At 29.6% G+C, this 24,670-nt stretch carries 20 protein-coding genes; 13 read left to right on the top strand and 7 right to left on the bottom strand.

From position 1 onward, the window contains the following. Positions 1 to 37: 37 nt before the first annotated feature. Positions 38 to 595 carry a hypothetical protein gene (locus NPA10_RS02400; RefSeq protein WP_256547126.1) on the bottom strand — a complete coding sequence of 186 codons (558 nt, stop codon included), beginning with the start codon at positions 593 to 595 and terminating at the stop codon, positions 38 to 40. Then, positions 582 to 1,670: a heat-inducible transcriptional repressor HrcA gene (gene hrcA, locus NPA10_RS02395; protein ID WP_256547125.1), complete on the bottom strand. Its 1,089-nt coding sequence runs from the start codon at positions 1,668 to 1,670 to the stop codon at positions 582 to 584. The genes NPA10_RS02400 and hrcA overlap by 14 nt, the downstream gene beginning before the upstream one ends. A 342-nt stretch (positions 1,671 to 2,012) precedes the next feature. Here hrcA and NPA10_RS02390 point away from each other — a divergent pair, with 342 nt between their 5' ends. The 6 genes from NPA10_RS02390 to NPA10_RS02365 all read left to right on the top strand — a co-directional run bounded on the left by NPA10_RS02390 (position 2,013) and on the right by NPA10_RS02365 (position 8,178). Next, positions 2,013 to 3,206 carry an HDIG domain-containing metalloprotein gene (locus NPA10_RS02390; protein WP_256547124.1) on the top strand — a complete coding sequence of 398 codons (1,194 nt, stop codon included), beginning with the start codon at positions 2,013 to 2,015 and terminating at the stop codon, positions 3,204 to 3,206. Between the two features lie 286 nt (positions 3,207 to 3,492). After that, positions 3,493 to 4,731 (top strand): MFS transporter, encoded by a 1,239-nt coding sequence (locus tag NPA10_RS02385; protein ID WP_256547123.1) that lies wholly within the window; start codon positions 3,493 to 3,495, stop codon positions 4,729 to 4,731. 877 nt (positions 4,732 to 5,608) lie between these two features. Then, complete coding sequence (rpsD, locus tag NPA10_RS02380) at positions 5,609 to 6,226, top strand: 30S ribosomal protein S4 (RefSeq protein WP_256547122.1); 618 nt, start codon at positions 5,609 to 5,611, stop codon at positions 6,224 to 6,226. Between the two features lie 76 nt (positions 6,227 to 6,302). Next, a complete protein-coding gene (locus NPA10_RS02375) occupies positions 6,303 to 6,980 on the top strand; it encodes a tRNA (adenine(22)-N(1))-methyltransferase TrmK (protein WP_256547121.1) in 678 nt (225 codons plus the stop codon). Beyond that, positions 6,961 to 7,737 (top strand): Nif3-like dinuclear metal center hexameric protein, encoded by a 777-nt coding sequence (locus tag NPA10_RS02370; RefSeq protein WP_256547120.1) that lies wholly within the window; start codon positions 6,961 to 6,963, stop codon positions 7,735 to 7,737. Before NPA10_RS02375 ends, NPA10_RS02370 begins: the two co-directional genes overlap by 20 nt. Positions 7,738 to 7,746: 9 nt before the next feature. Continuing rightward, complete coding sequence (locus tag NPA10_RS02365; RefSeq protein ID WP_256547119.1) at positions 7,747 to 8,178, top strand: GNAT family N-acetyltransferase; 432 nt, start codon at positions 7,747 to 7,749, stop codon at positions 8,176 to 8,178. A 2-nt stretch (positions 8,179 to 8,180) separates the two neighbouring features. Here the strand turns inward: NPA10_RS02365 and trmD are convergent, their stop codons facing one another. The 4 genes from trmD to rpsP form a co-directional block, all read right to left on the bottom strand. Continuing rightward, positions 8,181 to 8,879, bottom strand: coding sequence for a tRNA (guanosine(37)-N1)-methyltransferase TrmD (trmD, locus tag NPA10_RS02360; protein WP_256547118.1), 699 nt, complete (start codon positions 8,877 to 8,879; stop codon positions 8,181 to 8,183). A 6-nt stretch (positions 8,880 to 8,885) separates the two neighbouring features. Then, positions 8,886 to 10,058 carry a YitT family protein gene (locus NPA10_RS02355; RefSeq protein ID WP_256547117.1) on the bottom strand — a complete coding sequence of 391 codons (1,173 nt, stop codon included), beginning with the start codon at positions 10,056 to 10,058 and terminating at the stop codon, positions 8,886 to 8,888. 186 nt (positions 10,059 to 10,244) lie between these two features. Beyond that, positions 10,245 to 10,634, bottom strand: coding sequence for a 50S ribosomal protein L19 (gene rplS, locus NPA10_RS02350; RefSeq protein WP_265745429.1), 390 nt, complete (start codon positions 10,632 to 10,634; stop codon positions 10,245 to 10,247). A 22-nt stretch (positions 10,635 to 10,656) separates the two neighbouring features. Further along, on the bottom strand, positions 10,657 to 10,920 hold the full coding sequence (gene rpsP, locus NPA10_RS02345; protein WP_307291916.1) for a 30S ribosomal protein S16: 264 nt from the start codon (positions 10,918 to 10,920) through the stop codon (positions 10,657 to 10,659). 516 nt (positions 10,921 to 11,436) lie between these two features. On the opposite strand from rpsP, the gene tsf reads away from it, so the two are divergent. From tsf to NPA10_RS02320, 5 genes are read left to right on the top strand one after another with little or no spacing between them, the layout of a single operon-like run. Then, entirely contained in the window at positions 11,437 to 12,354 is a 918-nt protein-coding gene (gene tsf / locus NPA10_RS02340) for a translation elongation factor Ts (protein ID WP_256547116.1), read from the top strand. Between the two features lie 30 nt (positions 12,355 to 12,384). Further along, on the top strand, positions 12,385 to 13,104 hold the full coding sequence (gene pyrH, locus NPA10_RS02335; protein WP_256547115.1) for a UMP kinase: 720 nt from the start codon (positions 12,385 to 12,387) through the stop codon (positions 13,102 to 13,104). A gap of 58 nt (positions 13,105 to 13,162) precedes the next feature. Then, positions 13,163 to 13,717, top strand: a complete 555-nt coding sequence (locus NPA10_RS02330) for a ribosome-recycling factor (RefSeq protein ID WP_256547114.1) — start codon at positions 13,163 to 13,165, stop codon at positions 13,715 to 13,717. Positions 13,718 to 13,726: 9 nt separating this feature from the next. Next, positions 13,727 to 14,821, top strand: coding sequence for a phosphatidate cytidylyltransferase (locus NPA10_RS02325; protein ID WP_256547113.1), 1,095 nt, complete (start codon positions 13,727 to 13,729; stop codon positions 14,819 to 14,821). A 59-nt stretch (positions 14,822 to 14,880) separates the two neighbouring features. Further along, positions 14,881 to 19,227 carry a PolC-type DNA polymerase III gene (locus tag NPA10_RS02320; protein ID WP_256547112.1) on the top strand — a complete coding sequence of 1,449 codons (4,347 nt, stop codon included), beginning with the start codon at positions 14,881 to 14,883 and terminating at the stop codon, positions 19,225 to 19,227. Here NPA10_RS02320 and NPA10_RS02315 read toward each other — a convergent pair. Beyond that, positions 19,224 to 20,255, bottom strand: coding sequence for a hypothetical protein (locus tag NPA10_RS02315; protein WP_256547111.1), 1,032 nt, complete (start codon positions 20,253 to 20,255; stop codon positions 19,224 to 19,226). The two genes, NPA10_RS02320 and NPA10_RS02315, sit on opposite strands and share 4 nt — an antisense overlap. Before the next feature lie 561 nt (positions 20,256 to 20,816). On the opposite strand from NPA10_RS02315, the gene dnaE reads away from it, so the two are divergent. Both dnaE and NPA10_RS02305 read left to right on the top strand, forming a co-directional pair. Further along, entirely contained in the window at positions 20,817 to 23,786 is a 2,970-nt protein-coding gene (dnaE, locus tag NPA10_RS02310) for a DNA polymerase III subunit alpha (protein WP_256547110.1), read from the top strand. Beyond that, positions 23,770 to 24,669 (top strand): 5'-3' exonuclease, encoded by a 900-nt coding sequence (locus NPA10_RS02305; RefSeq protein WP_256547109.1) that lies wholly within the window; start codon positions 23,770 to 23,772, stop codon positions 24,667 to 24,669. The genes dnaE and NPA10_RS02305 overlap by 17 nt, the downstream gene beginning before the upstream one ends. Position 24,670 lies beyond the last annotated feature (1 nt).

The following is a 24,670-nucleotide window of genomic DNA, read 5'->3' as shown; positions in this document are numbered from 1 at the left end:
CAAAAAAGAGATTTATTTTGTAAATTTAGAGCAAAAATTATGATTGATGAAATAAATTCATGAAATAAATATAGACTAAGTAATTAGTGGAATGAACAAATAAATTTTCTAGAATACTTTTCAATTCATCAACTTGGGTAACCAAAGATAATACTTCTTGTTTATTATCTTTAATACGTTCAGCTAAAATTAAATTGATTTCATCAATGATTGGTAATAATGGTTCATATTCTAAATATTGGTTTTTGACGCTAGGAAAAAGAATGTGTCGTTCTTCAAAAGTATTCAGAATTGAACGATAAAACTGTTTGCGTTCGGAATATTGAGATAAATAAATTAATACAGTTAGATAACTGCTGTTAATTAATTTTGGTTTTAATAATTTTCAGAAAATTTTAGGATTTCGTAAAATTTCTTCAGAACGATTTTGTTTTTTTTGCTCAAGTTTGCGAAAAGCAAAAATAATTGAAGTGAATAGAACTAAATTCAATAACTTATTATCATCACTGCCATCTTCAAATGCACATTGTTTTAATTGTTTGCTTAAAAAAATTTTGATAAATGATTTAATGAGTTTTAAATTATTTCTTTTCATGAATAGAACGTTTTTTGACTTCTTTACCAGATAATTTTTCGCCTAAAAATCCTAAAATTTGATTCAATAATTTATAGTCCATTCGGACTGGTCCTAAAAATCCAATTTGATGTCGCATTCCACTGGCATCTTCAATCTCTGTTGCAGCAATCGATAATCCTTCAACTGAATTATCAAAGTTTATTAAGGTTTTTCCAATTCGTTCGTGATTAAAATTAATTTGATCAAAAATAGAAGTTTTTTCCAAAATTTCCATAATTTTTTCTAAATTAATATTATTATTTTGCACTTCTGGTTTGTTAATCAAAGAACGCATATTATAAACTTTGGGTTTGGAATTACGGTAATTTGCTTCAACCTTTAAAATTAATTGATTAATAATGTGTTGAAACACAAATTCGTACTCATGAACTTTAGAACGAATTAAGTCGGTTAATTGTTCAATTTGTTGGGTAATTTGATTAACGGGAACATTAATTAATTTCTCATTAAAAATTTTGATACATGCAGCAATATCTTGGTATTGATTTTTATTTTCAATTTCAAAAAAGTGCTTAATAACATTTGTATATGAAGTAATTAAAAACAACATATACTGATTAGCAACAATTTCAACGATATCGATTCTTTTTAACAATTCATTGTCATCAGCAACTTTGGCAATGACAATTGGTAGTTCCACAAATTTTTCCAAGATTTTAACCGTACTATCAATGGTTTCATCAATAGAATCTAATCTTTTTTTAAATAATTGGTTAATTTCATTGTGAATTTTTTGAAATTCTTCACTGGTAGTTTCATCCATCAAATTATTTACATAATATTGATAGCCCATTTTGGTAGGAATTCTTCCTGAAGAACTATGTTCTTTAGTTAAAAAACCAGCTTTTTCTAAAGAAACCAGTTCGTTACGAATTGTGGCTGAAGAAACTTCGTTTAAAACCTTTTCTTTTAATTGATTACTAGCAACAGCTTCAGGATTTTCAGTGTGTGATTCAATGATATACTTCAAAATTTTTTTCTGACGTTCTGAAAGAATCTTAACAGATAGATCATTTTTGCAATTTTCAGTCATATGAAGCAGTTATTTCTAATAATCAATTTAAATGTTTTAATTATATAATAATAACATTTATACTAGATAACATTTCCAATTCTGTTGTTTTCGTACTGAATTGGCTATTTGAATTTGGAAATGATTTTTGGAGTGAAAATGGTTGATTTTCAGCCGTTTTTACCCATTAATTTTGAAGGTATAGGGTCAATTTTAGAAAGTTTGATTAATTAGTTAATGCGAGATAAAATAAAATCTAAATCTATCCAAAATCATAAAAATCCTAAAAAAGCTTCCAAAAAAATTAGAAGTTTTTTAACCCAAAAGATTTTGAATTTTTTCGGGGATGAAATCGTTTTTCACTTGAGTCGAAAATATGTTCAACAACTGAATGCCATTAAGGCTGAAAAATTTAAAGAACTAATGATTCAAGCAGCGTATAACATTCGTCGCAATGATGTTGATCAAATCATTATTAAAAATTGAAGGAATCCACTTTTTTTAAATCAAATTCCTAATTTTGATTCTCGCACCACAGTTGGTAAGCTTTTAGGAAAACACAATACAACCATTTCGTTAATTGCTGCTGCATTTGATTTGAAATCAATCAAAGTTTTTACTAAAGGTGATCAAGGTAGTGAATTAGTTTTTTTGTTATTTAATCGAATTCCAGGCAATCAACACTGATTAAATGTCCAAGCCGCTAAAATTTTTATTTATGAAATTATTGCCAATAAAAAAAGTTATGTTGATTTAGATTCTTTAGAACAAAATCGTAAACGAATTCATGATCATTTAAACAAACTGATTTTAAGTTATGGGCAAAATTATTTGAAACGTTATTTAAAATATGATCAAGTTGATGATGAATTAGCCATGAAAGTTGGTAATCTAGTTTTTTGTTCTTCGTATGATCAAAATATTTTGGAACATTCTGATGAAATGGGACAAATGGCAGCTTATATTGCTGAAAAATTAGGTTTAAATCCCTTAACTGCAAAACGTTCAGCTTTTTTTCATGACATTGGTAAAGCAATTGGAGAGCCAATTGATCATGTCAAACACGGATTAGAAATTGCTAAAAAATTTGATTTAGATGAAGAAATTTACCGAACGATCCGGTTTTCGCATTCACATAAAAAATTGCATCATAACGAAATTTTAGATTATGCTTATCCAATTATTTCTCGCGCTTTAGATAAATTTTCGGCATTTAATAACCGAATTGAAGAAACTGAATTTTGAAATAACATTAGAAAGTTTATTCAAGACCGTATCCAGCAAATCCAGTGAATTAAAAGCTTTCATATTTCTGTTGGCGAATGTTTATTAGATATTCATGTTGACCCTAATTCACCTAAATTTAGAAACAAACAAAATGCTCGTAGACCAATTATTCAAATTTTGGATGAACTAGGAATTCAGAAAGATTTTGTTCGAAAATTTCAGATTAATTTTTATTACCGATTACCTCGCAATAAAAAGCATTTATTAGTTTTAGATTCATTCCAATATGAATTTCAATCTTCCAAAAAAACCAATAAGAATTATTCATAATTCTACAGAAGCTAAAAATTTCACCATTTTCTTTATTATTAAATGACGCTAAAAATTAATTTTTAGCGTCATTTTTTTATTAATAATCATTTAACAAAAAATCTTGTAATTTATTATTCTGCACGAATCAAGTGTTTGGTATAATCAAAATATCGGTATTTGAGTTGCAACTAATTTTGATTCAAAATTTTAAGCCAATATGAACAAATTATTAAGACCTAGAATTAGTAAAAATCAAGCTATAACCATGTGTTTGGTTTTGTTATTTTCTTATGTATTGTTCATTTTGAATTGATTCGCTTTAGGACGTTTACAAGGGAATGAATTAATTGGTTGAATTAGTCATTTTTTTGGAGTTCAGGGTACTTCTATCATTGTTACTCAAGCAATTAATTATGGGTCAACTTTTATCAGGGGTATCGTCACCATTTTAGCTTCTTGGCTTCTAGTTAAATTAACTCACCGTTATGCTTCGCTAATTTCATTACTTTTAATGATGTCCAGTTTAGTTGCGGTTTATTTACCTAATTTTGTGCTTTTTGTTATTGGAATTATGGTTATGGCCATGGGTGGGACAACAACAATTATGTTTGTGAAACCAATTATGGCTCAATTTTTACCCAAAAAGACTCAGTCAATTATTTCCTTATTCATGCCCTGAGCATATTCATCTGGGGCCTTAGTTGCGTTTGGTTTATTTGTTTATGAGCCATGAGAAACAGTTTTAATTCAAAACTGACAAATCACAGCCGGAATAATTGCAGCTTTAAATTTTATTCCTTTGGTCTTATACTTTTTTTTGGGACGAAATTTTAGCATTAAAAAAACAGAAATGGAATTAGAAGATCCTAATTTAAAACCATCAAGTTATTTGGCAATTATTAAAGAAAAACAAACATGGATTTGAATTTTGTTGTATGGGTTATGATTAGTTTTAGCTGTTTTGTTAGTTTTTTTAATTTTTCCAACTTTAACAGACTGAAAAAGTGATTTAAATGGCGATCATTTAAATAATTTAGATTGAAAAAATTTGGTTGCTGTTAGCTTTTTTGTTGGTTCATTTTTTGGAATCTGAGTTGGGTTTTGATCATGAACTTCAAATAAATTTAAACATTATTTATCTTTAATCATTTTATTGATTCTAATTAGTTTTATTGGCATGGTTCTATCGGTTCATTATGGCATCATTTGATTAAGTATTGTAATGGCGTTTCTTCTGGGAAACTTAATTATTGGAGTTCAAGCAATTTTGTTGTATATTCCTTATTTGTACAAAAATTGAACTTCAAAACGTTTGAGCATTTTCTTTGGATATTTGTGAGGTTTTGGTTATATTCTTTATTCGTTTATTAACATTTTTTCAGTTTTAATTATCACTAATTGGGGCTATTTAGCAATCATTGTTTTTGTTGGTATTTTAATTCTTTTGTTCTTAGGTTGCTCTTTAGTGATTAAAGAACCCCGTCCCCAAGGTAATAATTGAAAATTAAGCTGATCCGAAATCAAAAGTTTTTTAACAAAATAAAACCCTTTCTTTCTTCAACATTTTTACAAAAGTTGAAAAATAAGAAAGGGCTTTTTATTTTTACATGATCTTAACTTATTGACATGAATGGCAACAAGCTTTGTGATCGTTGTTGTGTAAGTTACATTGACAATGTATTTCATCGCTTACACTAGATTCAGTTTTGCAACTGTTAGTAGCTTTACTTGCGCAAGTACATGCTGCTTCTTGTTTAGAAACACATGTACAATTAGCGCAGGTACAAGTATCGCAACATTTTTTGTTCACTTGTGAATCTCCTTTCTTATTATATTTGTTTGATAAAAGGGTTGTTCTTGCAATTAGATTAGTTTGTGATCTATTACAAGAACAATTGGAATTATAAAACAATTTCAACTAGATTTAACAGTAGAAATTTTTTGAAAATTCCTATTTTATTTTTTCTAAAAATGTAAACTTATTTTCTGGGTTTTCAGCAAAAATGCCTAATTTTATTTATATTATTTCTATCACGAACCCAAAGTTTAACTGTGTCAGATTTAAGTTTCAAAATTAATTTTTAATCAATTTCAGTTGTTTTTATCAAATTTTTGGTCTATAAGCTGAATCAGTAATAATAAGTTTTTAAGTTAAAAATTCCACCAGTTTTTGGTGTTTATGGAGTATAATAAATCAACACATCAGCGCGTTAGTTGCTGTTTAGTCTCTTATCTAGTTGAGTATTTTTAAGAAGTAAGATTAGCTGATTAATCCGAACACTAGATAACCTAAGCAAAAACTAATATTCATAAAAATATTAAAACTAATTTCTTCTAGTTTTAACTGCATATGTGTCCAAAAACAAATTTTAAAAAATTTGTTTTTTTTATTGTTATAAACAAATTAGATTGGAAAAATTATGTCAAGATATACTGGTAGTATTTATCGAAAGTCCCGTCGTTATGGAATTTCTTTATTAGAAAATAACAAAGAATTTTCTAAAGGTAAAAAACGTACCACAATCCCTGGTCAACATGGTCCAGCTCAAATTCGTCGTAAGAAATTAACTGGTTATGGAGAGCAATTACAAGAAAAACAAAAAATGGCTTTTATGTATGGTTTAAACGATCGACAATTTCGTCGTTTCTTTAAAATTGCTTTGCAAATGGAGGGAGCGTTATCTTTAAACTTATTTTGAATTTTAGAAAGTCGTTTAGATTCTTTAGTTTATCGAATGGGTTTTGCTCCAACTCGTCGTGCAGCGCGTCAATTAGTTAACCATGGTCATGTTCTAGTGAATGGAAAAAAAGCCACCATTTCTTCCATGATTCTATCCTTGAATGATGAAATTTCACTAAAGCCAAAAGCGAGTGAAATGAAATTAGTCAAAGAATCTATCACTAATCGCTATCCGGATTTTGTAAAAATGGATCGATCAGCTAAAAAAGGAATTTTTTTACGTTATCCTAACCGCGATGAATTATCACCAGACATTAACGAAGTTTATGTTGTAGAGTGATACAAACGTTTGGTTTAATTTTTCATATTTTTAATAAAAAGTTTAGTTTCGCACTAAACTTTTTATTTTTTTATTTTTCTACAGGATGGTAGGCGTGAAACGATTAACCAAAATATTAGACTTGATGTTAACCAATCAATTACTGATTGATGTCGGCGCTGATCATGGTTATTTGGGAATTGAAGCATTAAAACAGCAGAAAACCAAATTTGTTTGAAATGTGGAAATCACTAAAGGCCCATTACTAAATGCCCAAAATAATTTCATTCGTGCAGGTTATGTTGATCAAGCAACCTTTTGAACAAGTGATGGATTTATTAAACTACCTCAAACTAATGCAACTTCAGCTACAGCAGTTTGTGCAGGGATGGGAACCCAAACAATTCTTAAAATTTTAAAACATTTACCAATTTATGTTGATCAAATTATTTTACTTACTCATACTTTAGGGTATAAATTACGAAAATGAGCATCTGAAAATCGGTGGTATGTTTTGGCTGAAAATTATGTTGCTAGCAACCATAAAATTTATGAGTTAATTTATTTAGTGCGAGATAATAGATTAAGTACTAAACAATATCAATCAGAGACTGATTATTGACTGGGATTAAAAGAGTTTTATGAAACAGCTGATAATCAACTATATTTTCAGCAATATTGATCAGAATATTTAGCTAAATTTTCTAAAATTCCCGCCGAAAAACGTTCAGATTATCAAACTGAATTAATTAAATTAATTGAAAACCTTATTAATGAAAAACCCATTAACTAACTGAGTCATCTATAAAAATTTAATTAAAATCTATCCTTTGCATTTACAAGCAGAATGGGATATGTCTAAATTTATTTGTCCCCTAAAATCACGTAAACAAGTTTGTCGCAGAATTTTTATTATGTTGGATTTAGAATATGATTGATTTAAAAAACAAAAATTCAGTTCCACGGATTTAATCATTATGCATCATCCAATTATTTTTTCTAAAACACCAACTGATTTGTTGATGTTAAGAGAATTGAAAAAAAGTGGTACACCATTATTGTTTTTTCATACAAACTTTGATTTCAATCCAATTGGAATGAATTTTCAGATGGGCCAAATTTTTAATAGTAGTAAAATAATTGACTATCAAGAACATGGTTATTTTGTGCAACTGCAAAAACGGCTCACAGTTAAAGAAATTGCAACTGAAATTGATCAAAAATATCAGTGCACGCAATTGATTTATGATCAAAAGTTTGCTAACCAAAAAATTCAGAATTTACAAATCCTTTTAGGATCAGCAGCTTCTGAGATTGATTTCATCAACAAAAACCGCAATCAAACTAAAGTGGAGTTATTTATTACTGGTGATATGAAATGACACGATTGACAAAAAGCTCGTCACACTAATTTGGCTGTAATTGATTGTCATCATTCAACTGAAAAGTTATTTATTAATGTAATTTATCAAATCCTGAAAGATGTTGTTAAACCAACTGCTCAAATAATTAAGGTTAAATCTTCACTACAATTGGTTTATCAAAAATAGCAAATCAGTATGATTGTTTTTTTAACTCAACAAGAGTGATTAAAATTGCTTCATCAAGAACAAATTAATAATTTTTTTGATGATCAAATAGATTACCAACCTTATCTTGAAACTACTTATGATTTGATTTTAGCTTATCAACTTGATCAGAAAATCATTGGTTTTTTACTAGCTAAGAAAAATGTAACAGACTGAGAAATTATTTGGTTATTTGTACAAAAAAAATATCGCAACCAAGGAGTTGCGATTAATTTAGTTACAGCTTTTTTAGGAATATTAAAACAAACTAACCAATTAGTTGCAGTTTGATTAGAAGTAAAAATTCATAATCAGGCTGCTTTAAATCTTTATCAGAAAGTTGGATTTGTAAAAAACCGCTTACGCAAAAATTATTATGGTAACAATTTAAATGCCTGAGAAATGAAATACCAAATTAATTAAGACTACTTCAGCAATTTATTATTTTTCAAATATAACTCGTATAGATCAGGTCGATATTTTTGGGTTAATCGAATTCGTTCGTTTAAACGATATGTAGCAATATTAGCGTGATGACCAGATAATAAAATATCTGGAACTGCTTGATTCTCGAAAATTTGGGGTTTAGTATAAACAGGATGATCTAATAAATAATCATTAAATGATTCAGAAACTAAACTATCAGAATTAATCACGCTAGGAATTAAACGAACAATCGCATCTAAACAAATCAGTCCAGCCAATCCACCACTTGTTAAAACAAAATCACCAACTGATAAATACTCATTAACATAATGGTTAATTCGTTCATCAAAGCCTTCATAATGACCACATAAAAAAACCAAATCTTTATTTAGTTGGGCCAATTCAATGGCTTTTTTTTGATCAAATCTTTGACCTCGTGGACTTAATAAAATTACGTGTTGATTAGTACTGGGAATAGCTTGTAAAGTTTTGGCAATAGGTTCGGGCATTAAAACCATCCCTGCTCCTCCACCATACTGATAATCATCTACTTGTCGGTAGTTACCGTTGGTAAAATCGCGAAAATCCAAAGTATGTACTGCAATTAATTCTTTGTATTGGGCTTGTTTAATGATGGATGTAGAAGCATAATTTTGAATAATCTCGGGAAATAAAGTACAAAAATAAAACCGCTTCATGAAGTGCTAATCGATTCTTTCTAAAATATTCATTGAACCTTTAATATGAGAGATTAAGGTTACAGAAATTAAAGCATTTTTATCAATTTCAGCAATCTTTTTCATGATTTGGGGAATTTCAATGTATTGGCAAATTGTTTCAGCAGTTGTTGATTCTTTTCCACTAAAAGCTCCAACTGATTTATGAAAAGTAAAAGAATGAGTGTAGTCACCACTTAACAAACTATCAACAATCTCTTGACTATTAGAAGAATAAATTTTCAATTTAGCCATTTTACTTTTAGGAAAAATGATATTAATAATCATCCCAGAAACCGCAGCCCCAATTGCTGAAACAATTAAATTAGGTGATAATAATAATTCCAAGCCTCAAGGGTGATAAATCCCATGTGGATCATCAGCAGGATTAATATTAATTAAGCTGGCAGATAAATAAGAACCTAAAAAAGTACCAATAAATAATGAAACAATGTTAAATAATACTAGGATTGTCCCCAGTGGTTTATGTTTTTTGATAGAGTAGTAATAAGAAATAAAATCAGTTCCTCCAGTTGAACTACCCACAATATAAATTAAACTATAGGCAATTGGAATTAAGATGGAACCAATAACCGTGTAAAACACTAATGGAATAATGTGAATTAAATCATGCACCCCAGCTTCTGGTTCAAATTTTCAGAATAAAATTTGCACACCTTGATCTCTTAGTGGTTGGAAACTAGATAAAGAATCACCAAAAATTAAGACAATTTTTTCTGAATCAGGAATAAAACCTAGTCCTAAACCAAACAAATCACCAATAACAAATGAAATCACAGTCATTTTAGTGAAGTTTTTACCCACTTTAAAATAAGAGAAAACAGCTAAAGGAATGTTTAGAATAATAAAAGTTAATCAGAATAAAACATTACCAACCAGTCGAGCATTAGCCGCATTATTAGCGTCAGCACGAATCATCAACACTGTTGTTAAGCGACTTAATCCTTGGGAAAAAGAAGAAAGTCCAGAAGAATAAACACCAGTGAATTGTAAGAATAATCAAGCTAAAAAAGCAATTAAAATACTTGCAGCGATAGAAATTAAATATCGTTTTCATCGAGTGGTAATTGTATAAAAATTACCAAAAAGTAATTTAACTGAAGGCAATTCTGCTTTTCGATAATATTTGCGGTTGTACATAAATTAATAATCTAAATGCACTTATTTTGAATGTAAATAATTGTTTATTAAATCGTTAAAAAAAGAAAATAACATCAAAAAAAGGCGCTTAAAATAAGCACCTTTTTTCATTTAACTAATGCTCATTCTTTAAAAAATAGTTAGTCAAATGGTAATTATATATTAATTTTAATATCAAAAAATTAATTAAGCAAACCGACGATTTGTTTTGCGTTTATCTTCTTTAATTCGCGCAGATTTACCAGATCGTTGGCGCATATATGAAATATAAGCGCGACGTACTTTTCCGTAACGGTTAACCTCAATTTTTTCAATTAATGGAGAATTAATTGGGAAAGTTTTCTCAACATTCACCCCGTTTACAGATTCTTTACGAACTAAAACATTGGCTACAACACCACTACCACTGCGTTTTAAAACTACGCCTTGGAATTTTTGAATTCGGGATTTTTTGCCATCAAAAATCTTTTCACTAACAGTAATTAAATCACCAGCGCCAAAATCGGGGTGTTGATTAACTTGTTTTTCAGAAATCATTTTAACTAGTGTTTGTTGATTCGGAATTTTAACATTCATATTGATATTATCCTTTTAATTTCTAATTGGCAATTTTTCCGTCTTTAAAAGTTTTTCAAATGCCATTTTTAGATAATAGAGAACGAACAACATCGGTTGGTTGTGCTCCATTGTTCAAATGTTTCAAAATTGCTTCTTCTTTTAAAGATACTTTATCTTTCATTGGATCATATGTTCCCAAAAGTTCAAGATAAGCGCCATCCCGGCGATTTCTGGAATCGGTCACAACTACACGATAGAACGGTAATTTTTTACGACCAAACCGAGTTAATCGAATTTTTAACAAAATAACCTCTTAATTATTGGTATGAAATATTTTTCTAATTAAGCAATGCTGCTTGATTTATTTTTGATATTAAATTGAGAATGTAAACCCATTCTTAATATATGTCTTTAATCAGTTTAGTAGGCATAAGAACCCCTAGTAGATTAATCCAAATTAACATTATACTGATAAATCCTGAAAAATTAACAAAAATATGAGCATTTTTGTTTAAGAAACTAAATTTTTAGCAGGATTTTTATCAAAATGAAACTGATTACGATTATTGTTAATTAGACAAATAAAAAGCCATTTTTTATTGATTTAATTCGGTTTATTTAGGTTGAATTTTCTTGCATAAAGAAGAATTTTAAACACTTTTTTAACTTTAAAGAAAGATTAGAAAGGGATTAATCAAAAAATAAAAATTAAATCCATGGATAAAAAAGTTAAAATTATACGAGAATTTCCCTTAAAAATACCTAATTCTTAAAAACTTTTTTAAGTGGAAACATTACATATTTTCACAAGGAAACATAAATGAATTCTGTTACTAACTTACTAAAAGAATTACGAAACGCGACACAAGCGGGTTTTATGGATTGTAAAAAGGCTTTAGAAGCAACTGCTGAAGAAATTACAAAATTAGGCAAGGGCGCCAAGGAACATTTAGAATTAGCAATCAAATGATTGCGTGAGAATGGCATGGCTAAAGCCGCTAACAAAAATGCAGCTAAAGTAGCGGCTGAAGGGTTAGCTCTAGCTGCTGCTGATGAAAAAGGTGTTGCTTTATTTGAATTAAACACCCAAACTGATTTTACCGCTGCTTCAGCCGATGTTGTTAAATTAGCTGAGCAAATTTTAGCAGCAATGTTATCAGCAAAAGTTTCAAGTTTAGAAGAAGTGAAAGATTTAAAACTAGCCGATGGTCATACTGTTAATGAAGAATGTTTAGAATTAAGTTCAAAAACAGGTGAAAAAATTGAATTACGTCGAGTGATTTACTATTCATTACAACCCAACCAAAGTGTTGGATTATATGTTCATAACAACAAAAAAATTGCTTCATTCATTGTTTTTGAAAACACAGCTGATGCTGAAAAATTAAAGGGGATGGCAATGCATTTAACAGCCATGGATCCACGATTTTTAGATGAAACTCAAGTTGATCAACAATGATTAAATAATGAAAAAGCTATTTTAGAATCCCAATTAGCTCAAGAAGGCAAGCCCAAAGAATTTGCGGGAAAAATCATTGAAGGTCGAATCAAAAAATTATTAGCAGAAGTTTGCTTAGTTTCCCAACCATATATTCTTGATGATGCTAAAACTGTTGGCGAATATGCGCAAAGTTTGAATGTTAAACCCGTATTAATGCACCGTTTTAAAGTTGGAGATGGAATTGAAGTAGCAGAAGTTGATTTTGCTTCTGAAGTTGCTGCTCAAATGCGCAAATAATTAATTAGTGAACTAAAAAGGAAAAATTCAATGGTTTCTCAGCCGAAAAAACGAATTTTAATCAAAATTAGTGGCGGATGCTTACAAGCAAGCAATTCCAGTGAGTTTTTTGACCACGATAAATTAATTGATCTTTGTCTGCAAATTAAAGAAATCAGTAAAACTTACCAAGTTGGTCTAGTCGTTGGTGGGGGGAATTTGTGACGGGGTAAATCTAATTATTTACAAGAATTACATGATCAAACATCTCATTACATCGGTATGTTAGCTACTGTTATGAATGGTTTAGTTTTTCACGATTTTTTGGCTGCGGTTGGAGTAAAATCCAAAGTTTATTCTTCATTACAATGTGGCCAAGTAGCTAACCAAATTAATATTTTGAATTTACGTGAAGAATTGGGAACTGATCAAGTGTTAATTTTTACTGGTGGTGCTGGTATTCCTTATGTTTCAACTGATACAGGTTCAGCAATTCGTGCTATTGAAATTGGCGCTGATATTATATTGATGGGTAAGGATAATGTTGACGGGGTTTACAGTGATGATCCAAAGAAAAACCCTGATGCTGTTTTTTATGACAAAATGTCATATGATCAAATTATTCAGAATAAATTATCTGTCATGGATAATGCCTCAGTTAACATTTGTAAAGAAAATAATATTAAAATCTTGGTCTTTAATCAATCCAGTAAAAATGCTTTTGTTCGCGCATTAAATGATGATATTGTAATGACTAAAATTTCATCATAATGATTTAAATAGAAACTTAATTTAATAATCCTAATTCAAACAAGAAAGTCATATTTTTATGAATCAAGAATGAAAAGATTTTGAAGCTAAATTTAATAATGAAATTAGTTCTAGCTTTGAATGGTTAAAAAACGAATACAAAAAAATTCGGGTTGGCCGAGCTAATCCGGCATTAGTGGAAGGAGTTCGGGTTGAAGCATATGGTCAATTTACTCCTTTAAATCAATTAGCTAATGTTCAAGTGCAAGATGCTACGAATTTAATTATTAAACCTTATGATCCGGGTACTTGTAATGATGTTGTTAAAGCGATCATTAAGTTTAATAATGATTTGAATCCAATTGTTGACAATAAATTAATTCGTATTACTATTGCTCCACCTAATGAAGAAAGTCGTAAAAAATCAGTTAAAGTGATTAAAGAAATTTTCGAAAAAAATAAAATTGCAATTCGTAATGCCCGTAAAAATGTTATGCAAACAATTAAGGGATTAAAATTGCAAGAAGGGCTGGAAGCTAGTTATTTAGAGAATCTAGAAAAAGCAGTTAAAAAAGCTAACGAGGAAGCTGAAGCAATTTTCAAAGCCAAAGAAAAAGATTTATTAACAATTTAGTTTTTCAATATGAATTTACTCACTGAAAAATTAGATAAAATCAGCAATAAAAAAATCAAAGTCGGGGTTTATCGAACCCTGACTTCGTTTGTTATTATGTTTGTTGTAGCAATTATTATTGTCTTTTCAGTGATCGGTGCTTATCCATTTTATTCAAATACGATTCCGCCAACCCAGTGGTTAAGCATTACTAACACAACTAAAATCATCATTAATATTTGCTTATTAATTCTGATTAGTTTTTTATCTTTTTTAGGGATAATTGAAACATTCCGGATTCTTAATCAAAACCAATTTCAAGGAATTCGAAATCACAAGTTTTTTCTGTTTGGTTTAGTGCATTATGCCATCGGATTTATTCCGAGTATTTTTATTTTACATAGCATTTCAGCTGGAGCAATCACTGATCAAAAAACTTTTTTTATTAAAATTTTTTTGATCTTTATTTTCATGGGATTAATTTATTTTTCAGTTATTTTTTTGTATTTGAAAAAAATTAATTACACTCCAGTTCGTAATGAACGTGTGATTTTTTTAATTTTGCAAATGGTTGCTTATTTCTTCTGAAATGCTATTTTTTATATCAGTGTTATTAACGGTTGAGTAAGTGTTTTCATTTTATTAGTAATTGCTTCAGCTAATGATACATTTGCTTATATTTTTGGAACATTATTTGGAAAACGTAAAATATTTGTCAGAATTAGTCCCAATAAAACTTTAGCTGGTTTTGTTTGGGGAACAAGTTTATCAGTTGTATTATCAGTTGGAATTTTAGTTCTAATTGCTTGACAGGCGCGAACAATTGATTTAAGTTATCAAGTTCTTAATGGTTTTTGATTCACAATGAATTTTACTGATAATAATTTGTTTAACAAAACGGGATGATGGTGATTATTTACGATTATTGTTTTTGTTTTATTAAGTTTAATCGGAACTTTTGGCGATTTATTTTATAGCAAGATGAAACGCTTATTAAATATTAAGGACTTCAGTCGCTTATTACCTGGTCATGGGGGACTATTTGATCGTTTAGATTCGGTTAGTTTTATTTATGTTTTTTTCTTAATTATCAATTTAGTTGACAACATGATTTTTGTGAATTAAAACGTTGAAATGGCATTAATTAATTGGTTTAATTTATAACAAATAACTACAGGAGCAATATGAAACATTTTTTTAACCAAAATAATACTTCTTTATCAACCAGTCAATATAACGGGGTTATTTGTAAATACCTTACAGATAAATTAGGAATTTTTAAACCATTTGATTTTGACCATTTATTAGATGTTGCAACTGTAGAATTTAATTACGAATTACCGAATAAAATTTATTTTCACATTAATTTTAGTGCTGTTCCTAAATTACATATCTTTAATTGTTTATTAAACAATCAATCATTTGAACATTCTGATGGAACACAAATTGTTTTTAGTTGAAATACTGATTTTTTATATGAACAAGTTGCAATTAGCCGAATTTTAGAAGTTTTCTTATTGAATCAATTTCCCCAAAACCCGTTTACCCAACGGTTTGGAAATCACTTAGTTCAAATCAGTCATGATGTAATTACTTTTATATTAGAAAATGAAATTGCTTATAACGGATTTCAGATTATTCATCGTGATATCTTAAAATTTTTAAAAACTTTTTTTAACAAAAATGATTTAAAAATCGATTTATTGCAAGAATTTGAAGAATTATTAGAGCCACAATTTATTGCTGATTTACCCACCATAAATCATGTTGAAACAAAAGTTAAACCTAAACAAACTTCTAGCTCCCAAGTGAAAAAAGCAACAATCCAAAATGAAGTTTTTTGAATTTGGCAAAAGGGTGTAAAAGAAGTTCAAAACAAAAAGAAAGCAACATCAATTAAAATCCGTAATGAACAACAATATTACACTGTTTTTATTGATAAAAAATTATCTGATAAACCCCTGTTTCAAAAACTGAAAATTAATGATCACATCAGAATTTTAGATATCAACGAAATTGATTCTAAACGTAGTCGTTATTTTGATTTTGCTCTTGTGGATTTTGAAATTGTGACCGATCAAAACCACGAAACTAGAATAGAATCTCGTCCTGGTGAATTTGCTAATTTGTATTTACATACTAAATCTTCAACTTATGATGGGTTATTTAATTACAAAGATTTTTTAGAAGTAGCTAAAAAATTTGGCCATAAAGCTTTAGCAATTTCGGATTGAAATTCCGTGTTTTCTTATCCAATGGTTGAAGCTGATGTGAAAAATTCAGGAATTAAACCAATTTATGGAGTTGAATTTGAATTATTAGATTTACCCATTGTATTAGCTTTAAATGCTAATGGCAAACAAACTAACTTTATTGATGCTACTTATTGTGTATTTGATATCGAAACTACTGGGTTAAATGCTTTATTTGATGACATTATTGAAATTGCTGTTCATAAATTTGCTAATGGAACTGAAATTGACAGCTATCAGATGTTTGTGAAAACTGATCAAAAATTAAAACCATTTATTAAAGATTTAACTAACATTACTGATGAATTGTTAGCTGAGCAAGGTGTTGAAATCAAAACGGCTTTACAAAAATTTGTTGATTTTGTTGGTGATGATGTTTTAATTGCTCATAATGGAATTAGTTTTGATTATCGTTTCTTAAATTCTAAATTAGTGCAACATAATTTTGCGCCTTTATCTAACATCTTAATTGATACTTTACAATTATCTCGGGCTTTTTTTAGTGAAGAACGTTCTCATAATTTGGGAGCTTTTTGTCGACGATTAGAAGTAACTTATGAAGAGTTATCAGCTCACCGTGCCGATTATGACGTGAAAGTGTTAAAAGAAGCTTATCTAAAATTATTTGATTACTTTGACAAATTTGGTATTAATTTGTATGATTCCATTAGTCAATTGAATGAGAAATTGCAATCAGTAAGTTTAATTAAAAAGAACTTTAGTTTTACAATTTGTGCTTATGCCAGAAATCAAGAAGGAATTCGTGATATTTATAAATTATTATCAACTGCTCACATTGACAATTTTTATCGTACAGCTTCATTAACTTGAGAATTAATTAACAGTAAACGTGAAAATTTAATTATTGTCAATTCGATTGATAATAGCGATTTATGAGAAGAAGTTTTAATGAATGAACAAGTTGCATTTGAAACTAAAGTGAAAAATTATGACTATGTTTTCATTCCTTCCCCAAAATTATTTCGTCATGAAGTTAATCGTTTAAATTATGATCAAAAACAACTAGAACAAGCGATTAAAAACTTTTATGAATTAACTATCAAAAATAATAAAAAACCAATTGGCTCAGGCGCAGTTAAATATATTGACACGCTTAATGAAGATCAGTACAGTACAATTGTGCATGCAAAACAGATTGGCAATGTTTCCCACCGGTTATTCAGTTATCAAAAACCAAATAACATTTTGCCAGATTACCAATTTCGAACATCAGATTTATTACGTGAAGAATTTGGGTTTTTAAACTTAAACCCAACCGCAGAAACTGAATTTATTTTCAAGAATAATCAAGCATTTGTTAATGATGTTGATGACGATATTGTCATTATTCCTAAAAAATTATCACCACCGAATTTACCCGAAACAGAAGAAAATTTTGTTCGGGTTACAAAGGAAAATTTTTATAAAAAATACGGATCAAATCCCAATGATTTCTTAGTTAAACGCCTTGATCGGGAGTTAAATGCGATTATTAAACACAACTTTTCCATTGTTTATTGAGCTAGTTATTTATTAGTTAAAAAATCAAATGAAGATGGTTATTTAGTTGCTTCACGAGGATCAGTGGGCTCAAGCTTAGTTGCTTATTTATTAAACATTAGTGAGGTTAATCCTTTACCGCCTCACTACTTTTGTGCTGATTGTCAATATTTGGAATTTGATCATGAATTTGGTGATTCTGGTTTTGATTTAAAACCTAAGCCATGTCCACATTGTCAAAAGAAAATGTTTGGGGATGGACAAAATATTCCGTTTGAAACTTTTATGGGCTTTAATGCTGATAAAATTCCTGATATTGACCTAAATTTTTCGGGTTTATACCAACCTCGTGCCCATAATTTTTTACGGGAATTATTTGGTCATGAAGCTTGTTTTCGTGCGGGAACTATGAGTAAAATTGCTGATAAAACCGCTTATGGTTTGGCAAAGAACTACTTTGAAATCGTTGATGAAAATAATTTAACAATCGGTCGGTTAGATTGAATTGTGGATCAAATTACTAACGTGCGTCGGACTTCGAGTCAACACCCGGGAGGAATTTTAGTAATCCCGAAAGAATTATCAGTTTATAATTTTTCTCCGATTAACTACCCAGCTGATGATGTAAGCAGTGACTGAAAAACAACCCACTTTGACTACAATTTCTTGCATGATTGTTTGCTTAAATTTGATGTTTTGGGCCATGATGATCCTACCATTTTACGAATGTTACAGAATTTAACTAAAATTGATCCTTACTCAATCCCTAACCATGATCCTAAGATTTTACAAATGTTTAGTGACTGTCGGGTGATGGGAATTCAACCCAACGACATTTTAGGTGAAACAACCGGAGCTTTTGGCTTACCTGAATTTGGCACTGATTTTGTTCGGGGGATGTTAAAAGTTGCCAACCCCCAAAGTTTTGGTGACTTAATTCGAATTTCTGGTTTGAGCCATGGAACCGATGTCTGACGAGGCAATGCAGAATTATTAATTAAGAAAAATAATTTGAAATTAAGTGAGGTAATTAACTGTCGTGATGACATTATGATTTACTTAATTAAAAAAGGCATCGATCCTTTAGTTGCTTTTAACATTATGGAAATCGTCCGCAAAGAAAACCGCACTATTCCTCCAGAAATGATTGAGATTTTATTAGAACATAAAATTCCGAAATGATACATTGATTCAGCCAACTTAATTCAGTACATGTTTCCCAAAGCTCATGCTGCAGCTTATGTATTAATGGCTTGACGAGTAGCTTTTTTCAAACTGTATTATCCTAAAGAATATTACGCCACTTATTTCAGTATTCGTAGTGATTACTTTGATGTTGAAACTTTGATTCAAAATGATATTGCTTTAATCAAAGCTAAATATTTAGATATTCGCAACCGAATGAATTCTAAAGTATTTGCTGAACGCGACACTGTTAAAAATAAAGAAAAAAAATTGTTAACAATTTATGAAGTGGCAATTGAAATGTTATCACGCAATATTCAATTTGAGAATATTCGATTAATGGAGTCACACAGTTTAAATTTCATTCCTTTACCGAATGAAAATAAAATTTTGATTCCGTTTATTGCGATTGATGGTTTAGGCGCTGTTTTAGCTGAAAAAATTGTTAGCGAACGCGAAATTAAACCGTTTCTTTCTAAAAAAGATTTAAAAGAACGTACCCGCTTATCTGGAACTTTATTGTTTGTTTTTGAAAAATTAGATATTGTTGGTGAACTTGGGGAAACTAACCAAATTTCAATTTTTGACGTTTAATTTAATGTATGCATTAAACAATTCAATAATTGGTTTTTAAAATTATTCTGTTCATAGCCAGAATTTAAAATCAAGATTTCTGCATCATAAAACAAAATATGTTTTAATCGTACACCATTTCGATCGAAGCGATTTTGCAAAATGCGAGGCATGATTATAAGATCGAATTTATCACCTAATTTTTCCATGATTCGATCGACATCTCTAGCTAAAAAATGAAAAACTTTGGCTTTAGGTAATTCGCGTCGAAGTGTGCGTTTTATCTGTGAAATTCCAGTATAAAACCGATCACTTAAATAAACTATTTTTATACGTTTATTACCAAAATGTTCCATTAATAATTCGCTTAAAAATTTAGTTAATAAATTTTTAATTAAAGTATTGTAACGGATTAAATTTTCTGATCAATCCATACAAATGAAATGATCAATATTTAATTTGATTAGATCATATAAAATTTCAAGCCCTTCTGAACTTTCGGATTGTAACATGTCTAATTTATTACTAGTTAACAAGCATCAAAAATAACTACTTAAGATTTTGTCTAAATAAGCAAATTCTTCACGATAATGTTCAGAAGACTTATTTAAGGCGCAATTTTGGTAAAATTCACCAATGAAATTACCGCCAAATGATTTTGGTTCAATTGAAACAGGTTGACGATTGGAAAAATATTCACTAGCAGTTTTATATTTAAACTCAAGAATTTCGTTTTTTTCGCCATCAATAATTTCTAATTCTTCTAATATTGGTCGAATAAAACTGTGAGACTTTTTATAATTAGATTGATTTGGATCCTGATTTAGTTTAATTAAATAATCAAATTTATTATAAGGATACCAACTTGGTTGTTGGGCTTCAGAGTCAATGACAATAATGTCATTGTGGAATTTATTGCATGAAAGAAATAATCAAACCGAAAGAAAATTTCAGTATTCAGTATAGGTTAGCTTTCTTTGATCATCAAAGCTAAAGCCTCTTTTATCACTAAAAATAACTTTAATTTTATTTCAAACCCGACTATGCAAAGAAGTGGATTTCCGAAAATTAGTAATTCATTTTTTTGATAGGTTCAATTATATGAAAGCAAATAATAATAAATTTCAGAAGCATCAAAATTATTAAAATTTTTAAAATGAATTTTAATTTCTTTCAACCGTTTCAAATTGAAAAGCATTTTCTCAAAATGTTTTTGAATTTTTATCAGTTGATTTCTTTTAGGTTTTGAACTAGTTGGAAGGTTCATATGTGAAATAAAACCTCAAATACTTATTCAATTTATCAACTAAAAGTAATTGAGCTATTTATTTGTTTATTTTTGATGAATTTGAATAAATATCTCAAAAACTTAAATAAAAATAGAAAATAATTTTCATTATTTCTTCACAAATCAAATTAATTCGTTGTTTTCCAAACTAATTGAATTTGATTTAACATTCTAAATTTTATTACTAAAAATCAAATTTTTGCTTTTTAGTTTCGTGACCTATTTGGATTTTAGATAATATAATTCTAAATAATCGATTTCGGCCCATCTGCTGGATTTTGCTTGTTACACACATTTATTAGTCCATTTTCTTCTTAATTTCATGAAAAATCATCAATATTTACCCCAAATTTACAATCAAACGGTCTATACACTCCTTCAAGCAACCCTAAAAATTGATGATTTGATTGCTCATGCCAAAAAACATAATCATAAAACAGTAGTTATTACTGACTTTAAACACATGTTTGGATATGTCGAGTTTTACAAGAAAGCAATTGCCAATAACTTAAAGCCAGTATTTGGACTTTCATTAATTTATAAACAACAAGCTGAGTTAGTTTTATTAGCTAAAAATAAAAATGGCTTTAATAATCTTGTTAAAATTTCTAGTTTCATTACCACTCAGCCTACTGATACTCAAACTAGTGCAGCTGAAGCGCATTTAGATCGGACTCTTTTTGAAGATCTGATTGTAATTGTTTATCAGGGTATTTTTGATTTAGATTTATCTGATGTTTATTATTTTGAAACTAACGATCCTGCTAAAGCAATTTATTTACGTAAAAATTTATTTCAAGAAGAAGCCGATTATGAAATTTTTTGTGCTTTAAATGCAATTAAAGACAACAAACAATTAACCGATGTCATTGCTGATAACAATCATTTTCGCAGTAACTATTTAAATCAACCTGATCCAGTTGAATTAACTGATCCAGGAGTAAAAAATCTTTTTTGAATTTTAGAACAATGTACTGATTATGATTTGAGTAATGAAACTGAAATCATTGATTTTCCAACGGTTAATGGAGTTGATCCAAATGATAAATTACGCAGTTTAGCTAAATTAGGACTTCAGAAACTAGTTGAAACCCAAAAAATTAATGTCAAATTATTAAAGCAATATTCAGATCGTTTAATTTATGAATTAAATGTCATTAGCAAAATGAATTTTGCTAATTATTTTTTAATTGTTCAAGACTATATTACATGAGCTAAACGGAACGGGATTTTTGTCGGGCCGGGTCGGGGTTCGGTTGCGGGCTCGTTAGTAGCATATGTAATTGGTATCACCATGGTTGATCCGCTAGTTTATGATTTATATTTCGAACGTTTTTTAAATCCAGCCCGAGCAAACATGCCAGATATTGATATTGATTTCATGGATTCACGTCGGGAAGAAGTGATTAACTATATTTATGAAAAATATTCAGCTGATCATGTTGCTCAAATTGTTATTTTCCAAACGATTAAAGCCCGTAGTGTAATTCGGGATGTGGGTCGAATTTTAGGTATTGAGTTAAGCATAGTTGATAAAATCGCTAAAAATATTCCGACAGTTCACAATGAAAATTTGGAATTAGCAATTCAAGAAAATCCCCAACTAGCTAAATTTGAACAAACCTATCCACAATTGTTTGCGATTGCTCGTAAAATTATTGGCATTCCGCGTCAGGTGGGGATTCATCCTGCTGGACTAGTTTTATCCAAACAAAAATTAGGTCAAGTTTTCCCTGTGACCAAAAATAATGCTAACTTAATAATTACCCAGTTTAGTATGGATTATTTAGAGGACATGGGGTTGTTAAAAATGGATTTATTGGGGTTACGAAATTTAACCCTGATTTCTGAAGTTTTTAAACTAATTTATCAACATCAAAATAAAACAATCAGTACTGAAGACATTAAATTAAATGATCCATTAGTTTTTTCACATTTAGCAACAGGTGATACTACAGGCATTTTTCAGCTAGAAAGTGCGGGAATGACTGATTTAACCCGAAAATTTAAACCACGAAATATTGAAGATATTTCTTTAATTTCTGCGCTTTATCGACCCGGACCCCAAAAACACATTCCGTATTATTTAAAGTGTCGGTTTAATGAAATGAAGCCCAATTCTTTACACGATAGTTTAAAAGACATTATTGATCCAACTTATGGTGTAATTGTTTATCAAGAACAATTAATTGCTGTTGTTGTACGGGTAACTAATTTATCATTAGCTGCAGCCGATATTTTTCGACGGGCAGTTTCTAAAAAAGAGCGGGAAAAGTTTGCTAGTTTGTATAATGATTTTGTCGCTAAAGGCTTAGAAAATAACTATTCTGAAGCTGATTTAGTCAAAATTTGGGATTGTATTTGCGAGTTTGCCAACTACAGTTTTAACCATTCTCACTCCATTTCTTACGCAATTATTTCTTATTGATTAGTTTGATTACGAACTTATTATCCGTTAGAATTTTATTGTGTTTTATTATCAACCACAGGTAATTTAGCCGTTTATATTAATAAAATTCGGGCTTTAGGTTTTGTTGTTAACCAACCATCAATCAATTATTCTGAAGCTGATTTTACAATTCATCAAAACCAAATCTATTTTGGCTTAGGAACAATTAAGGGTTTAGGTAAAGAAGCAATTAAAAAACTATTAAAAGTTCGGCAATTCCGAAAAAATAAAAAATACACTGATTTGACCGAATGTTTATTAATTCTTTATAAAAATGGAATTAAAAACAACCTATTAAAGATTATGAACCATGCGGGTTGTTTTGATGAATTGTTTAGTTTTGAGCAACTAAATCGGTTGTATGTGGACGAATTAATTGAAAAAATGAGTAAACCCGCTTTTGTTTTGATGCTTGAAAACAATTTATTAGAACCACCAATTTTTCCTGAGTGAACCCCAGAATTAACCGAACAATACCGCAAATACCAAACAGAATTACTCGGTTTTGATTTTAGTGTTGTTCGTAGTTCCAACCCATTAAAAGCCCAATTAGGCTTAGAAACCACTGTTCAAACTATTCCCCAACAAACTGCAGGCTTAACTGATTATTTAGTAACAATTGAAACGATTCGGGAAACCAAAACCAAATTTAATCACCCGATGTTATGGGTGAAAGTGAGTGATGAGACCGGTACTTCACGGGATTATCCGTATTTTGGCAAAAATTTAGCATTATTTATGGAATTACATAAGTCCAAACAACCCTGTGTGGTAGTATTTGAATCTAATCGGGGTCAAATTCGTATTAAGGATATTAAGATTATTAATGAACAACAGCAATAATTACCGTTTAGACACTAAAAAAGCCATTGTGATTGATGGTTTATCCCTGATTTATCGGGCTTATTTTGCGACTTTTTCCCAATTGAGTTATTATTTGAAAAATGATTTAAAACCAGCTAACGCAGTGCGAATGATGATTATCATGATGAGTGCACTATTGAAGTTGAAAAAATACGATTATGCTTTAGTTGCTTTTGATGTTAGTCGAAAATCATTTCGCACCGAAATGTTTGAAGATTATAAAGCTAATCGTAAACCAATGGAAGAGCATTTAAGTGACCAGTTACCAGTGATTATTGAGGCCTTAGAACTAATGGGGTTTCAAATTGTTTCCTTACCTGGATTTGAAGCTGATGATATTATTGGCACCTTCAGCCATTTATGCAACCAACAAGGGATTAGTGTTGATGTTTTCAGTTCAGATAATGATTTATTGCAGTTAGTTAATGATTTGACAACGGTTAATATCATTAAAAAAGGGGTTTCAGACATTAAAACTTATCATGCTGATAATTTTACGGATTTAAGTGATGGAATTAATCCCTCCCAAATCATTGATGTAAAAGGTTTATCAGGTGATACAAGTGATAATTACCGAGGAATTGAGGGCATCGGCCCTAAAACAGCGTTAAAATTGGTAAAAACATTTGGTTCAATCTCCCAAATGTTTGCCCAAATTGACCAACTTCCTCCTAAAATAGCTAAAGCCTTGACCCAAGAACGTGATCAAGTGGAATTATTTTTAAAATTAGCAACAATTTTAACTGATGTGGCAATCCCTCAAGACTTAAACCACTACCAATACCGCCCCCAATCTTTAGCATTAGTTGAACAATTTTTAGCTAAAACCGGGTTAAATAATTTAAGAAAATACTTTGAATAAC

Origin of the sequence: Mycoplasmoides fastidiosum, from assembly GCF_024498275.1 — a bacterium.
GTDB lineage: Bacteria > Bacillota_I > Bacilli_A > Mycoplasmatales > Mycoplasmoidaceae > Mycoplasma_N > Mycoplasma_N fastidiosum.
Note: the sequence above shows the minus strand (reverse complement) of the source record. Positions and strands in the feature narration are given on the sequence as shown.